Here is a 14,344-nt window from a genome sequence, read left to right on the forward strand (position 1 = left end):
GGAGAACTCTTGTCGGAGGGCTCCAGCATGGCTTTGAGCGCACCAGAGCTTGCCTTTTGGCAGTTCTGGATATACATTATTGGATGTTTATCCATGCATGAGAGGACAAGATGCAAGTTGCCAAATGGGGAAACTCCCTTGCCGTCCGGCTACCCGCGGATCTTGTGAGAGAACTCGGCTTAAAGGAAGGCGATCAGGTCGACCTGGTAAAGGACGATGGAACCATTCTTGTGAGACGCCAACCTCGCGCCGATGAAGTTCTACAAGGGCTAAGGCGGTTTCGCGGAAAACTGCCCAAGGACGCGCGTCTAAGCCGCGACGCCGCGCATGAGCGCTGAATTCGCAGACACGAATGTTGTGCTCTACCTGCTCGACGATGGTCCAAAGGCTGAGAGGGCGGAGGAAATTCTGGGGCAGGGACCCCGGATCAGCGTTCAGGTCCTGAACGAAGCGATGGTAAATTGCCGACGGAAAGCTGGTCTCAGTTGGGAAGATACCGGAGCGTTTCTTGAGGGTATTAAGTCCTTATGCCCTGTCGAGGACCTCACGATTCAAACCCATCAAGTGGGTCGCGCGTTGGCAGCGAAGTACCAGTTATCGGTCTATGACTCGATGATCGTGTCTGCCGCGCTGATCGCTGGGTGCACGACGTTATGGACTGAGGACATGCACGACGGATTGCTGGTCGAAGATCGGCTGCGCGTCGTCAATCCATTTGCCTGACCAGCAACCCAAGTCGCTCCGCCCGTTCCAACAGCATCCTGACGGAGGACGGTTGCCAGCTTGTACGTCCCCGTGGAGTCCGCTCACGCATGGATTCCAATCGGTCGCAGATCGCCTGTAGCGTGATATCGGGGTCCGAACCTTTGATGGCCGCCACGATGGCAGGCAGGCGATCGTCGGTTTCGCGGCGTCCGGCGCGGCCAAGCACTTCATCGGGCAGAAACCCGTCGCGCACATATGCCTTTACGGCGCGAAGCAAGCGGCTTTGCGTCCAGCGTCGATCATGGGGCAGGGGGCCATTGATAATCTGCAAGACGTCTTCCCAAGCCATATCGGGGCGCAAGCGGCGCACATGGGGTACCCAATCCTGCGCGGTCTCGTTCAGGCGCTCCATGTAGCCGTCCTGTCGCGCCAGCCGCACCTTGCGCAGCGCGACGGGATCCTTGGCGCTTAGCCCAGGATTGCCACCAACGCGACCCTTGGCGCGCGCAGAGGCAAGCCCGGCCTTTGTGCGTTCGCGGATCAGAGCGCGTTCGAACTCGGCTGCGGCGCCCAGAACCTGCAGCGTAAACTTGCCCTGCGGTGAGGACGTGTCGATCGGGTCTTGCAGGGAGCGGAAGAAGGCACCCTTCGCCTCCAGACTCTCGATCACCTCGAGAAGATGCGACAAGGACCGCGCAAGCCGGTCGATCCGCACGACGACCAGCGTGTCGCCGATCTGAACGCGTTCGAGAACGCGCGCAAGCACTGGCCGCGCGCGATTGCCGCCTGAGGCGTGTTCTTCGAAGATTTCGACGCATCCCGCGATTTGCAGGGCCTCAGACTGGGGCAGGGGTGTCTGATCCTCTGTCGATACGCGCGCATAGCCAATCAGGGGCATGAAATCCGGCCGTTTGCAATTTAAGATATCTCCAATAAACGACCGTTTGAAAACGAATGCAAGCAAGTGATCTCTTGTCGTGCTGGTGCACAATCCCCTTGGTTTTCTTGCACTGAGCGCGATCTGAGAGGTTCCGCCGACAGTCGCGCGTCCGTACTATACAAAGAGCGCGGGCAACTGCCACAAAATCGCTTGGGTAATGTGCATAATATAGATATTTTGCACATATGAAGCCGCAAGCATCTACTTTTCCTGATGATTGTGACGACCCCCTCATCACCACCGAGGGGGATGTGGGGGCTCACGAGGACGACCTCTGGTTCCTGCCGGGGCCGCTCGAAGAAGAACCGGATGATTTGCCGCCCGGGCCACGGGCAGAACCGTCCGACATTGCTGTCATCGACGACTGGGCAAAGGCGGAAGCGGCTCAGGCTGCGCGGCTGGCAAAGGTGGCTGGACGCCTGGGTGCGCTGGATGACCGCTTGCTGCGTGGCCCGGATGGCTGGCGACACAGACTGGCACTGATCGAGGCGGCAGACCTCAGCTGGCTTGCAGGGGATCGGGTGAGTTCTGACCGCCTCGCTCTTTGGATATCAATGCGATTGTCTGGCGCACAGGATGACCCGAATGCCTTGGCAAGAGTTGGCTGGGCTGTTCGCCGCCTGATGGGTGGTCCGGGTCCAATGGTCGATCTGGCGGCCTTTCTGGACCGCCGCGATCCCGAGAACATCGAGGATGCCACCGAGCGGCTAGAGGAGCGCGCGGGCGGATGGCTGGAGGTGATGAAATCAGCTGTTCATCTACACCCGATCACGCGGGCTTGCATGGGGTTTCACCTCTGGAGCTTGGCGGGTCTCGGGCAACAAGGCGACCAGATCGAAGCAGCCGTTACCGCGGCAAGGATCACGGCCAGCGACGGAAAGGGAGCGAACTTTGCACCACTAGCTATGGGTGGGGCAGGGGGGTTGCGCGCGTCGGGCTTACCACCGGAGCGTCTTGCTCGCTGGCTGGATGGGATGGAGACTGCCTGCCTGACCGCGATGCGGCACTTGGACTATATCGAGACATGGTCAGCGAGGACAGAAGCAGAGATGAGCTCGCTCTCAGGCAAAACTCCACCGGCTTTGCGTGCCGTGCTGACCGAATGGCCGCTCCTCTCCGCACCGATGGCCGAGGCCCTGACCGGCACTAGCCGAGCGGCGGTCCAGCGGAACCTGACCTGGATGGAAGAAAGGGGATTGGTCCGTGAGGTAACAGGGCAGGGAAAGTTTCGAATGTGGCGGACAGCAAATTAGAATTTGCCTAAATGCGAACAAGAACATGCCCAAGCGGGATTTCAGCCATTCAGTTTCCAGTAAAATACGCGACCTTCAGGAGAGGCGCGAGCACCTCGAAGCCGCGGTGCCGGATCGAGCGATAAATCTTGCGGTAACTCTGTGCCTGCACCTGTCCGAGTTGATCAGCTTGGCCGGCTACGGCCTGATTCGTGGAAGCGGATGTCTAGGAAACTAGGGGCACCTCAGAGCGCGGTTTCTTCGCTGCCCGCGATATTGGTCACGGTGTTCCTAGCGCGGAAGCCAAGGACTGTCCGGTTTGATTGCCGCGGATTTCCTCAAGAAACCTTTTAGGCCTCCTCCCTCAGCGCATCTATGACGGGGCATTCGGGCACATCGTCTCCGCTACATTGCGCCACGGTGGACGACAGGACGTGCTCAATGCGCTTGAGATCCGCGATCTTGGCGCGGACTGAAGCGAGATGCGCATTTGCCAGACCCTGCACCTCGCCGCAGGTCTGGGCCCCGCCATCGACCAATGCGAGCAGATCGCGAACCTCGTCGAGCGTGAACCCCAACTCGCGCGCGCGCATGATGAAGCGCAGACGCGCGACATGTCTGTCATCGTAGACGCGATAATTTTTGCTGGAGCGCGGCGGCTCGGGCATGACGCCGATGTTCTCGTAGTAGCGAATAGTTTCGAGATTGCAGCCGGTCAGCTTGGCCAGATCTCCGCGCCTGAGGACCTTCACCGATCTGTGATGATTATTCACACCAAACCCCCTTGAGCCTGTACCAGCTACAGACCCTAGATTGAGATCATCACTGAGGCAAGGATGATTCGAACCATGACTGAAACCACATCCGCCGGCCGCCAGTCGGCAATGGGCGAAACCCCGGCAGCTGACAAAAAGGCATGGGCGACAACCGGGCTCGGCGTACTCGGCGCGCTGGCCATGACCTCCTGTTGCATCCTGCCGCTGGTGCTGGTGAGCTTCGGCGTCACCGGCGTGTTCATCGCCCAGTTGGGCGCGTTCTATCAATATAAGTGGATCACCTTCGCACTGAGTGCCGCTTTCATCGGATACGGCTTTTACAAGGCGTATAGCCCGATCCCGGCCGAAGCCTGCGTTGATGGCACCTGCGCGCGACCGATGAACCGAACACTCATGCGGTCCATTCTCTGGATTGCCAGCGGGATCGTCGCCGTGGCGATGATCTTCCCCTACCTGACCCCCTACATCCTGTCCTACTGAAAGGCGTAACCGATGAAACATCTCTCTCTCGCACTCGCAACTCTCGGCATTCTGGCCGCAATGCCCGCCAGTGCCGAAGAACAGCGCATCAATGTCGGTGTCGCCGAACTGACATGCCCGACCTGCTCGTTCACCGTCGCGGCGGCGATGCGCGGCGTGCCCACGGTCGAAATCGTCGACTTCCAGGAAGGCGAGGAGTTTGGCACGGGCACTTACGTCGTGGCCTTCGACGATCAGGCGGCCAACCCAGACATGATCATCGAGGCGGTTCTGGCCAATGGCTATCCGGCCGAGGTGCTCCAGGCGGGGGAGTCCTGAGCACGGAAGGACGGGTATGGCCATGGATGACAAACATTTGGGCGGGCTTCTGGCCTTCATCATTGCCGCGCCGATCATGGTGATCTGCTGCGGCGGCGGTGGCGTCATCCTAGCCACCATTCTCGGCGGGATTGGCGGGTGGTTGATGGGGCTCGGCGGAATAGCCGCTGTCGTCGCGGCAATTGGCGCGGCGCTGGTTGTTCGCGAGATCAGGCGCAGGGGATCAGCAGGTGTCGATGGCGCACCGGATGAGACTTGCACCAAAACCCGGGCCGCCGGTGAGAGTATCCACCGCCCGGCCGATTTCGCGGCCGAGTAGAGCAACGCACCGGCACAGGTCTTTGGGCTGTTCGGGTCGATCCCGGATCCGGTGGCACCACGCAATTGATGCACCAGACATGAGGAAACAAATTACGATGCCTTCAGACGACACATCTTCGAACGGCCTTTTGAAAGTGGGCATCATCGGCACCATCATTGTGGCGCTCTGCTGCTTTACGCCCATTTTGGTGATCCTCTTCGGCGCGGTCGGCCTGGCCGCCGTCGTCGGATATCTCGACCTCGTGCTGTTTCCGGCACTGGGCATCTTTATCCTGCTGACCATTTACGCGCTCTGGCGCAAGAACGCGCGCGGCTCGGCGTCCTGAGGGAAACTGGGCTGACATCCATCCAAATAGCGCCTCAGACAAAGCATTGAAGAGAAAAACCTTATGACGAAGAGCTACGACCTTATCGTGATCGGCGGTGGAACCGGTGGCAATGGCGTCGCCCGGATGGCGGCGAATGCCGGCTGGAGCGTCGCCAGCATCGACAGCGAGCCCCATGGCGGCACCTGCGCCCTGCGCGGTTGCGATCCCAAGAAGATGCTGATCGCCGTCACCGAGGGCGTCGAGTGGGCGGAAAACATGAAGGGCAAGGGGCTGGAGGCGCAGCCTTCGGTCAACTGGTCCGACATGATCGCCTTCAAGCGCAGCTTCACCGACGCGATGCCACCGCGCATCGAGGCCGGGCTGGAAAAGGCCGGGATCGACGTCTTGCACGGAGAGGTACGGTTTACCGGCCCCGATGCGATCGAGTTGAACGGCGAGACCCTGAGGGCGAAGCATTTCCACATCGCCACCGGTGCCCGACCGATGACGCTGAACATCCCGGGCGAGGAGTATCTCGCCACCTCGACCGATTTCCTGGAACTGCCCGAGCGTCCCGACCGCATCGCCTTTGTCGGCGGCGGGTTCATCGCGATGGAATTCGCCCATGTGGCCAAGCGCGCGGGCGCGCGCGAGGTGACCGTGCTGGAGATGATGGACCGCCCCCTGGGCAACTTTGATCCCGATCTGGTCGCGATGCTGGTCGAGGCGACCGCAGAGCTGGGCGTCGATCTGCGCACCAAAGCGAAGGTGGCGAAGATCGAGAAACAGGGCGACGAAGTCGTGGTCACCGTGGAACGTCACGACGGCACCGAAACGATCACTTGCGATCTGGTGGTGCATGGCACCGGCCGCGTGCCCAACATAGACGGGCTGAACCTCGAGGCCGCTGGAGTCGAATACTCACGCCGTGGCATCAAGGTGAGCGACGCGATGCGCGCCACCAACCCGGCCATTTTCGCGGCCGGCGACTGCGCTGATAGCGGGTTGAATCTGACCCCGGTCTCGGCGGCAGAGGGACGCATCGCGGGGAAGAACATTCTGGGCGGCAAGGACGCGCGGGAGATCAAGTATCCGCCGATCCCGTCAGTGGTCTTCACCCTGCCCATGGTTGCTACCGTGGGCTTGTCGGAAGCGGCGGCCAGGGAGCAGGGGCTGAAGTTCGATGTGCATTTCGAGAAGACGGAGGGCTGGTATTCGTCGCTGCGCGTCGGCGCGAAACACACCGGATTCAAGGTTCTTGTCGAACGGGGCAGCGGGCAAATACTCGGCGCGCACCTGATCGGACCAGGAGCCGAGGAGCAGATCAATCTTTTCGCCATGGCCATGGGTGCCGGGCAGACCGCAAATCAGATCAAGGCGATGATTTTCGCTTATCCCAGTTACGCCTCCGACATCGGGTCGATGGTGTGAATTGAAATTTGACCGCCGCCAAGATGGTGGCGCCCGGTTCAAGTAAAGGAAATGAAAATGGATCAAACCGTCAAGGAACATGATTGCTGCTCTTCGAAGGATGTCGGCGCCGACAGTTATGACCTGATCGTCGTCGGTGCGGGCTCTGCCGGGTTCTCGGCTTCGATCACTGCAGCTGAAGCCGGAAAGCGGGTGGCGCTTGTCGGGCACGGCACCATCGGCGGCACCTGCGTGAACGTCGGCTGCGTTCCGTCCAAGGCGATGATCCGCGCCGCAGAGGCGGCCCATGGTGGCGCGTCCGCTGCCCGGTTCCCGGGCATTGCGTCCTGCGAACATGCGGTGGATTGGCCAGCCGTTGTGAAAGGCACGACCGATCTGGTCGCGGAGATGCGGCACAAGAAATATATCGACCTGCTGCCCGCCTATGAGAACGTCACCTATATCGAGGACGGCCCGGCGCGATTGGTCGAGGGTGGCGTCGCTGTCGGCGGGCGGGTGATATCCGCCCCGCGCATCCTGATCGCCACCGGCTCGCGCCCCCATCAACCTGCCATCAAAGGCATCGACACCGTGGAGACCCTCGATTCCACCGGTCTGCTGACCCTGCCCGACCGGCCCGAAAGCATCATTGTGCTGGGCGGCGGCTATATCGGCTGCGAGTTGGCGCAGATGGCCTCAAGGCTGGGGGTGAAAGTCACGCTTGTGACCCGCTCGCGCCTTCTGCCCGGCGCCGAGCCGGAGGTGGCCCAGGCGCTGACGCAAGCGCTGAAGACCGAAGGCATCGCGGTCGAGACCGGTCTTGCTTACGTCTCGGCCGCGAAAGCTGCGGGCGGCGTCATTCTGACTGTCGAACGCGATGGAAAGACCGAGGTTTTGTCCGCCGAACGGCTGGTTGTGACCACCGGACGGGTGGCCAATTCCGAGAACCTCGGGTTGGAAGACCTCGGGATAGAGACCGACGCGCGCGGCTCGATCAAGGTCGGTCCTGACATGGCCACGACGCGGGCCGGCGTCTGGGCGGCGGGCGATGTCACCGACCGTGACCAGTTCGTCTACATGGCCGCCTACGGTGCCAAGGTGGCAATCAACAATGCCCTTGGACTGGAGCCAATGCGCTATGAGAATGCGGCGATGCCATGGGTCGTGTTCACCGACCCGCAAGTGGCCGGTGTCGGCGTTTCAGAGGCTGGGGCCAAGGCGGCGGGGCACGAGGTCAAGATCAGCGTGATCACGCTCGACAACGTCCCGCGCGCCGCCGCGGCCCGCAACACCCGCGGCGTGATCAAGCTGGTGGCCGACGCCAAGACCGACCGCCTGCTGGGCGGCCAGATCGTGGCGCCCGAAGGCTCGGACACGATCCAGACGCTGGCAATGGCGCTCAAGTTCGGCATGACCTCCAAGGCCCTCGGCGAAACGATTTTCCCATATCTGACCACGGTTGAAGGGCTGAAACTTGCGGCCCAGACTTTCGACAAGGATGTGGCCAAACTCAGCTGCTGCGCGGGGTAATGCCATGGTGCTGAAGGAAAGGACCGATCTTCTGTCGACACTTCCCGGTGCGTTGATCGCTTGGGGTCTGCCCATTGCAGCGATGATCTTGGCGATCGGTATCCCGCATCCGATCAAGACCTGGTGTCGCGTAGCCCTTAATTGTGAGATGGGAAATCCAACGAAATCAACGGCTGAGTTTTGCCCTTAAATATGAGATTTTGCCTTTAATTCTGATATTTTTGCCCTTAAACCTGAGACAGGGTTCACAGACATTTGCGGCAAATATCGATGAATGATGATGGCGAAGACTCCGTTGCCGTTGGTGCTGAAGAGGCGCGCAGGGCCGCGGTGCTGCGCCCTCTTGTTCAGGCATATCTCAATGGGACTGGCAGCCTGGAACGTGGCATCAATGACGCCGTTTGGGAGCTTGGTGTCAGCAGGGCGACGGTCTGGCGTTGGATAAAACGGTTGGCGGAAGAGGGTGGGCGCACCAGCGCTCTGGCTCCGCGGAAACGGGGCCGCCCGACCGGGACGATGTTAATATCCAGCAAAGTCGAAGCGGTAATCGAGGAGCACCTTCGCCGCTATTTCTTGCGCCGGGAGCGTTCGAGCTTGTCGCGCGTCGTGACAGAAATCCGCAGCGCTTGCTGGCAGGAGGGCTTGCAACCGCCGACACGGCGAACGGTTCAGCGTCGTCTGGATGCGATGGATGCCCGCGAAGTTGCGAAGGCACGAGAGGGCGCAAAGGCGGCCCGCCAGAAATTTGCGCCGGTCACAGGTGAGAACAAGGCCAGTATGCCACTGGAGATCGTCCAAATTGATCATACACCGGCGGACATCATTCTTGTCGACGGCTTTGAACGCAAACCAATTGGGCGGCCTTGGGTCACGCTGGCGATCGACGTCGCAACGCGGATGGTGACCGGATATTACACCTCTCTCGAGGCACCTTCGCGTCTGTCAGTGGCGCTTTGCCTGACACAGGCGGTGACCCTCAAGGAGGAACTTCTTGCGGAATTGGCGTGCGATGTTCCTTGGCCGGCACAGGGCAAACCGCACAGCATCCACGTCGATAACGGTCGCGATTTCCGGTCGCGCGCCTTTCGGTCGGCCTGTGCGGATTGGGGGATCGATCTGGTCTATCGACCGCCAGCAAGTCCTCACTTCGGTGGTCACATCGAACGGTTGATCGGCACCATGATGGGGGCCGTTCACCTGTTGCCGGGAACAACGCAATCCTCGATCGCGGCAAAGGGCGACTATGACGCCGAAAGCAAGGCCACGATGACGTTGAGCGAATTCGATCGCTGGTTTGCTCTGGAAATCTGCCGTTACAACAACAGCATTCATTCAAGTCTTGGCTGCACGCCCGTTGCCAAATGGGAGGCGCTCTCAGAGCAAATGACAGGCGACATCCCCTTCGAGATGGAAGCCTTTCAGGTGAGCTTCCTGCCGAGTGAACTGCGCAAGATCAGGCGTGACGGCATCCATCTGTTCCAGATAAGGTACTGGTCCGATGCCCTTGCAGGCCACATTGGGCGCGGGGATGGAAAGGTGGTCGTTCGCTACGATCCTCGCGATATCTCAATGATCTGGGTCGAACTGGACGATGGCCGGTATGTTGAGGCGCGGTACAGAAACCTGGAAATTCCGCCCGTCTCGCTCTGGGAATATCGCGAAGCGATGAGGAAGGCCCGTGCCCTTGGCAAGTCCGGGTCTAATGAGCTGGTGCTGGCTGAGCTGATCCGACAGCAACGCCAGATCGAAGCTGAAAGCCGGGGCCTGACGAAGGCCGAACGCAGAACCCGTGAAAGAAAAGGGACATTGAAGGGCACGAACTCGGCCGTCTCGACAACCGAAGGGCTGCGCCCGATCGATACGGGTGATACATCGCGCCCATTGTTCAAGGTGGAGAGATGGTGAATTGAGGGCAGGGACAACTGAAGAAGACGGCCGGATCGCCCTCATTCAATCGGATATCTGGATCGGCTTTCCTCGGGCGGAACAGGTGTTGGACCGCTTGCAGGGCATGATCGAAGCGCCACGACAAACCCGTATGCCTGGGCTTCTTGTGCATGGCGCCTCCGGGATCGGAAAGACGATGATTGCCCGAAACCTGTCGCGCAAGTACGCACCAGAATACGATCCGGCGTCGGGCATCACCCGCACACCGCTTCTGCTGTTGCAAGCGCCGCCCGCACCTGATGAACGGCGGTTTTACCTGCACATCCTGGCCGCCGTCGGCGCCCCGGCGACGGCTCTTAGCGCCCGCGCTCAAAATGTGGCTTCCCTCGAAGTCCGTGTCATCGCGCTCTTACGCGACCTTGGCCTGCGGATGATCATGATCGACGAGGTCCACAATCTCTTGGCCGGGACCCACCGCGAACAGCGCCGATTTCTCAATGTCCTGCGGTATCTCAGCAATGAACTCGAGGTGTCACTGGTCTGCCTTGGGGTCAGCGAGGCCGTCGATGCTATTCGCGGTGATATCCAGCTTGCCCGACGGCTGGACGAACATCATCTGCCAAACTGGCGCGACGATGCCGAGTTCTCGGACATGATCCAGACCCTTGTTGCTGCCATGCCACTGGAAAAGAAGTCCAACCTGAAGGTCAAATCTCTCAAGCAGGTCTTGGCACTGACCGGTGGGGTGACCTCGCGCATCTTCGCTCTGGTCAAGGATCTTTCCATCGACGCCATTATCACAGGCGAGGAATGCATCACCGATGACGCAATCGCAAAATGGACGCCGGTTTGGTCGCGCCATGCGAACCCCCATCGGCGGCTCCAGAAGTCCCGGGTGTGAAGCCGCACCCGCTGCCCAAGACTGTCGCGCCGCTGCCAGACGAGTTGTTGTCAGGTTGGTTGTCTCGGCTGGCGGCGGCCAACTACTGTGATGATGCGGAACTACTGGCTCATCTCAGAATCGATACCGCGCATGGCACCGCCTTGGACTTCAACGTCGACGCGGCTGCGGCGGCGAAGATTGCCAACGCCGCACGGGTTAACCCAGATGTTGTTCGATCTTTGACCTTTCCGGCAATGACGCCACGAGAAGCCTCACTGACGGCTCAGATGCCATTCCAGCATTGCCTGCGATGCTCCAGAGAGGGTCTTTTGCTCAGGCATTGGAGGCGGGCCTGGGCATTTGACTGCCAAGTTTGCGGGACGAGACTTGTGCAGACCCTTGGCAAACTCCGTGAGGAACAAATATCTGGAAAACTGATATACCGAGCGCGCCGCGGGGCAGAGATGCTTGAGTGCGCCGCGCGCTCGCGCGGCCCCAAGCAACTTCGGCGCGCAATGCGCGCAGTCACCTTTGCCATGTCACTCAAAACCTTCCGCGGGGATCCGTCGTTCGCTGTCCAGAACCCCAGATCGGAAGTTAGGCTGTTCTGCCTCGCCGCAATCGCCGCCGCTCGATCTCATCCCTTGGCTAAGGCAGCCATCGTCAGCAAAAGCATCGACGACTATGCAAGGGTTGCTCTCTTGCGCGCCTTCGAGAAGGAGCCTCGATTGCTTGCCGCGGTTGATCACATCGCGCAAAGGTGCGCGAGAAACAGGGGCCCCATGACAGCCGTATCTCACAATTAAGGGCAAAAATTGTCGCCAAACGCGTCGCGTCTCAGATTAAAGGGCAACGCGACAGCAGCCTTTGCAGCCGCTATCTGGACTATATCAAGATCCCGCGCGTGGCGCTCGTCGAGACACTCTGTTTCGAGCTGCAGCGTGACCATGTGAAACCCATGCTGTTCCGTCAGCCGCCGATAGGCCCGGTTCAGCAGGTCCGCGGCCTCTGCGGGCTCACCATGGCGGATATGGGCAGAAAATGCGTGTTTGCCGCTGGTCAGCGTCCAGGCATGCACATGGTGAACGTCCAGAACCCCGTCCTGGCCGCGCAGGTCCGTCGTCACAGCCTCGAGATCCGTTCCCTCTGGCGTGCCTTCCATGAGGATGTGGACCGCTTCCTTGATGACGCCGACGGAGGCCCAGAGGAGAACCACCCCGAACGCCATGCCGAGGATCGGGTCAATCGCCAGAAAGCCGGTGAACTCGATCACTAGAGCGGTGACGATGATCAGGAGGCTGCCGACAAAGGTCTGGATGATGTGCCAGAGCGCACCACGGGCATTCAGATCGTCCTTGCTCGATTGCCACATCAGCCCCAGCGAGATCACTTCGGTGACCAGGCCTCCGAAGGCGACCCAGAGCATGGGACCCGTGGCCAGGTGAATCGGATTCCCGAGCCGCATCGCGCCCATCCAGATCACCAGAAGCGCCATACCGAGAAGAAAGCCGCCATTCACCAGTGCCCCGATGATCTCGGCGCGGTACCAGCCGAAACTCCGCGCCGAATCCGCCGGGCGGCGCGCAATGCGCTGCGCGATGATGGCCACCAGAACGCCGCCAACCGCCGACAGGGTGTGAAACGCATCCGACAGGACGGCAATCGAGCCAGTCCAGAGCCCGACGGCCAGTTCAATCACGAAGTAGACGCCGGTGAGCCAGGCCGAAATCACAAGGGCCTTGCCGGAACTCGGCATATGCCCGGCGTGGGAATGACTGGCCATATCAGCTCTCCTTCCGTTTCGTACCGGTCTTTCGCGTCGCGGCGAAGAGAACCGACAGGCCGGTAAAGCCACCCAGCGCAAGTGCGGTCCATGTGGCAGTGCGGGCATCGCCGTTCATCGCCTGGCTGCCCATGTGAGCGAGCAAGAAACTCGCTGGAATAATCCCGGCCATCGTGGCCAGCGCGAACCTCCAAAGATGCAGCTTGCTCAGACCTGCGGCGTAACTGATCATATCGAAGGACAGAAACGGCAGCAGGCGACTGCCGAAGACCAGGAAGGTCAGAGTGTTCTGGGACCCGAACAGGCCTGCGTTAATCTTCTGACCGAGATGACGCTCAACGAAGGGACGACCCAAGCCGCGGGCCAGACCAAAGGCGGCAAGCGCACCGAGTTCCGCACCTAGAACGACGAAGAGCGTCCCGTACGTGTGTCCATAAGCCGCTCCGGCGGCGAGTGCGATTGGCGCCGAGGGCAGGGGGCTTGCGACAATAGCGATTGTCATGAGCGCCACGATGACAATTGGTCCGGCAAGACCTGCCGCCTCGATCCAGCGGTCAATTTCCGCGCGATCCGGCAGGCGAATGTCAACGCCAAGGACGTCCGGGAAGGCCAATGCGACGACTCCCATCAGGAACACCGCCATAAGAAGGATGCGCATCATCATGGATCAAAACACGGCATAGAGCAGAACGAAGAACGTCGCTGCCAAAAGGTCAAAGGCCACGCAGAATGGAATATACCAGTTCGGAATCCGGGCGAGACGATAAGAATTGTGGTGTGACATGTCCCAAAGGGCGTGAAGGGCCAAGCCCAAGGGGAGGAAGGCCCACTGCCATATCAGCCCCAGGAACGCTGCTAAGCCGAACAAAAGGGCGACCGCGAGCTCTGCCCAGAACACGCGCGCTCTGCCGTCCGCAGCGCCAAAGCCGATATAGGCACCGCCAATCAAAGCAAGCGTGATCGAAGCAAGAGCTATCGAGCTTTGCTCATCCAAAAAAAGGTGAGCCGGCAATGTGAGAACGACAAGCAACACGCCAACCCATACGGGAGATTTCAAGATATCCCCGTGTCGATGGTGCGATACGTGATCGCCTGTCTTTTCGAAAATCTGTGCCATGGCTTTGTACCTAGGGATTCCAGCAACTGGAAGGTCAAGGGCTATTCATCCACGCGCGCAACGCAGCGCTCACTCAACCGTTCCACGGTGAGGTCAAAGGACCGATATCAGGACGTATTTGACGCTGACGCCAAGCTCATGTCCGACGCGCGTGGCGATTTTCAGTCATCTTTCGCCTTCTGCCAGACTTGCTGGCAGGCTGAGTAAAGAAACGTCGCTGACCAGGTCAGCAACATGAAGCCCAAAAGCGATTGCAGCATCAGCAATAGTCGAAAGGGCCCGACCACCTCTATGGACGAATAGCCAAGGGTCGAGAACGAGATGCCCGTAACATAGAGAACATCCTGAAACATCGGAGGGCTGTTGCTGAACGATTGCGGCAGAACGCTTGCCACCACCATCGTGTTGAACACGGCGAGCGTCACAAGTTCCAAGACATGCAGCAACAGCAACGTGGAAAACGTCAGGATGATCCGAAAGCCGGAGCCATCCGACCGCTGCGGGGAAAACTTCAGAATGCCCGACAACGCATAATGATGGACAATTCCCATCACGATCGCCGCGCATATTCCGACAAACATAGCCATCAACTCGGTCATACACCCAAACCCGTCTTCCTGTTCAAACAGGTCAATTTGACCATACATCAGGCTT

General features: G+C 60.0%; 18 protein-coding genes. 12 read left to right on the plus strand and 6 right to left on the minus strand.

The features are described 5' to 3' along the window. The first annotated feature begins 110 nt into the window (after positions 1–110). Complete coding sequence (locus tag ACG74X_RS16935; RefSeq protein WP_009815510.1) at positions 111–338, plus strand: AbrB/MazE/SpoVT family DNA-binding domain-containing protein; 228 nt, start codon at positions 111–113, stop codon at positions 336–338. After that, positions 328–723, plus strand: a complete 396-nt coding sequence (locus tag ACG74X_RS16940) for a PIN domain-containing protein (protein ID WP_017467198.1) — start codon at positions 328–330, stop codon at positions 721–723. The genes ACG74X_RS16935 and ACG74X_RS16940 overlap by 11 nt, the downstream gene beginning before the upstream one ends. Here the strand turns inward: ACG74X_RS16940 and ACG74X_RS16945 are convergent. Further along, on the minus strand, positions 707–1,603 hold the full coding sequence (locus ACG74X_RS16945; protein WP_027263653.1) for a recombinase family protein: 897 nt from the start codon (positions 1,601–1,603) through the stop codon (positions 707–709). The genes ACG74X_RS16940 and ACG74X_RS16945 overlap by 17 nt on opposite strands. A gap of 227 nt (positions 1,604–1,830) precedes the next feature. Between ACG74X_RS16945 and ACG74X_RS16950 the strand changes: the two genes are divergently transcribed. Continuing rightward, the gene (locus tag ACG74X_RS16950; RefSeq protein ID WP_411236382.1) at positions 1,831–2,898 is read left to right on the plus strand and encodes a hypothetical protein; all 1,068 of its coding nucleotides are present in this window, start codon (positions 1,831–1,833) and stop codon (positions 2,896–2,898) included. Positions 2,899–3,227: 329 nt separating this feature from the next. Here ACG74X_RS16950 and ACG74X_RS16955 read toward each other — a convergent pair whose 3' ends face one another. Continuing rightward, on the minus strand, positions 3,228–3,629 hold the full coding sequence (locus ACG74X_RS16955) for a MerR family transcriptional regulator (RefSeq protein ID WP_008335980.1): 402 nt from the start codon (positions 3,627–3,629) through the stop codon (positions 3,228–3,230). 96 nt (positions 3,630–3,725) lie between these two features. Here ACG74X_RS16955 and ACG74X_RS16960 point away from each other — a divergent pair, with 96 nt between their 5' ends. The 9 genes from ACG74X_RS16960 (at position 3,726) to ACG74X_RS17000 (ending at position 11,596) form a co-directional block, all read left to right on the plus strand. Next, entirely contained in the window at positions 3,726–4,133 is a 408-nt protein-coding gene (locus ACG74X_RS16960) for a mercuric transporter MerT family protein (RefSeq protein ID WP_176244179.1), read from the plus strand. A 12-nt stretch (positions 4,134–4,145) separates the two neighbouring features. After that, positions 4,146–4,451: a hypothetical protein gene (locus tag ACG74X_RS16965; RefSeq protein WP_009807473.1), complete on the plus strand. Its 306-nt coding sequence runs from the start codon at positions 4,146–4,148 to the stop codon at positions 4,449–4,451. Positions 4,452–4,473: 22 nt separating this feature from the next. Next, positions 4,474–4,770 carry a hypothetical protein gene (locus tag ACG74X_RS16970; RefSeq protein WP_222481190.1) on the plus strand — a complete coding sequence of 99 codons (297 nt, stop codon included), beginning with the start codon at positions 4,474–4,476 and terminating at the stop codon, positions 4,768–4,770. Between the two features lie 97 nt (positions 4,771–4,867). Then, entirely contained in the window at positions 4,868–5,098 is a 231-nt protein-coding gene (gene merF / locus ACG74X_RS16975) for a mercury resistance system transport protein MerF (RefSeq protein WP_050759304.1), read from the plus strand. A 63-nt stretch (positions 5,099–5,161) separates the two neighbouring features. Further along, entirely contained in the window at positions 5,162–6,511 is a 1,350-nt protein-coding gene (locus ACG74X_RS16980; RefSeq protein WP_008335974.1) for a dihydrolipoyl dehydrogenase family protein, read from the plus strand. Positions 6,512–6,562: 51 nt separating this feature from the next. Continuing rightward, a complete protein-coding gene (merA, locus tag ACG74X_RS16985) occupies positions 6,563–8,020 on the plus strand; it encodes a mercury(II) reductase (RefSeq protein ID WP_008335972.1) in 1,458 nt (485 codons plus the stop codon). Positions 8,021–8,290: 270 nt separating this feature from the next. Next, complete coding sequence (locus ACG74X_RS16990; RefSeq protein WP_009807475.1) at positions 8,291–9,925, plus strand: Mu transposase C-terminal domain-containing protein; 1,635 nt, start codon at positions 8,291–8,293, stop codon at positions 9,923–9,925. Between the two features lies 1 nt (position 9,926). Further along, positions 9,927–10,808 carry a TniB family NTP-binding protein gene (locus ACG74X_RS16995; protein ID WP_411236386.1) on the plus strand — a complete coding sequence of 294 codons (882 nt, stop codon included), beginning with the start codon at positions 9,927–9,929 and terminating at the stop codon, positions 10,806–10,808. After that, a complete protein-coding gene (locus ACG74X_RS17000) occupies positions 10,745–11,596 on the plus strand; it encodes a TniQ family protein (RefSeq protein ID WP_207287098.1) in 852 nt (283 codons plus the stop codon). The genes ACG74X_RS16995 and ACG74X_RS17000 overlap by 64 nt, the downstream gene beginning before the upstream one ends. Here ACG74X_RS17000 and ACG74X_RS17005 read toward each other — a convergent pair. The 4 genes from ACG74X_RS17005 to ACG74X_RS17020 form a co-directional block, all read right to left on the minus strand. Next, positions 11,593–12,573: a cation diffusion facilitator family transporter gene (locus ACG74X_RS17005; protein WP_009807478.1), complete on the minus strand. Its 981-nt coding sequence runs from the start codon at positions 12,571–12,573 to the stop codon at positions 11,593–11,595. The two genes, ACG74X_RS17000 and ACG74X_RS17005, sit on opposite strands and share 4 nt — an antisense overlap. A gap of 1 nt (position 12,574) precedes the next feature. After that, complete coding sequence (locus ACG74X_RS17010; protein ID WP_008327266.1) at positions 12,575–13,237, minus strand: TVP38/TMEM64 family protein; 663 nt, start codon at positions 13,235–13,237, stop codon at positions 12,575–12,577. Between the two features lie 3 nt (positions 13,238–13,240). After that, on the minus strand, positions 13,241–13,690 hold the full coding sequence (locus ACG74X_RS17015) for a DUF6010 family protein (RefSeq protein ID WP_008327267.1): 450 nt from the start codon (positions 13,688–13,690) through the stop codon (positions 13,241–13,243). A gap of 161 nt (positions 13,691–13,851) precedes the next feature. Continuing rightward, the gene (locus tag ACG74X_RS17020) at positions 13,852–14,337 is read right to left on the minus strand and encodes an ion channel (protein WP_008327268.1); all 486 of its coding nucleotides are present in this window, start codon (positions 14,335–14,337) and stop codon (positions 13,852–13,854) included. Between the last annotated feature and the right edge of the window lie 7 nt (positions 14,338–14,344).

This window comes from Marivita sp. S0852, assembly GCF_046591575.1.
GTDB lineage: Bacteria > Pseudomonadota > Alphaproteobacteria > Rhodobacterales > Rhodobacteraceae > Marivita.